1 pseudogene is annotated in these 309 nt (G+C 61.5%); it reads left to right on the top strand.

Annotated features, from left to right (window positions below):
• Nucleotides 1–309 (top strand): annotated as a pseudogene (locus CYJ76_RS11935) (preprotein translocase subunit SecA); the annotation flags it as partial.

The raw sequence follows: 309 nt of genomic DNA, 5'->3' as shown, positions 1-309 counted from the left end.
CTCACCGACGAGGAGCTGCAGGCCAAAACCGACGAGCTGAAGAAGCGAGTTCAGGAAGACGGCGAGAGCCTGGACGACATCCTGCTCGAGGCTTTTGCCACAGCGCGTGAGGCCTCCTGGCGCGTGCTCGGCCAGAAGCACTACAAGGTGCAGATCATGGGTGGCGCTGGCCTCCACTTCGGCTACGTCTCCGAGATGAAGACCGGTGAGGGTAAGACCCTGACCTGTGTGCTGCCCGCATATCTCAACGCACTGTCCGGCAAGGGCGTGCACGTCGTTACCGTGAACGACTACCTGGCTAAGCGTGAC

The sequence above is a fragment of the Kytococcus schroeteri genome, from assembly GCF_002847825.1.
Classification (GTDB): domain Bacteria; phylum Actinomycetota; class Actinomycetes; order Actinomycetales; family Dermatophilaceae; genus Kytococcus; species Kytococcus schroeteri.
Note: the sequence above shows the minus strand (reverse complement) of the source record. Positions and strands in the feature narration are given on the sequence as shown.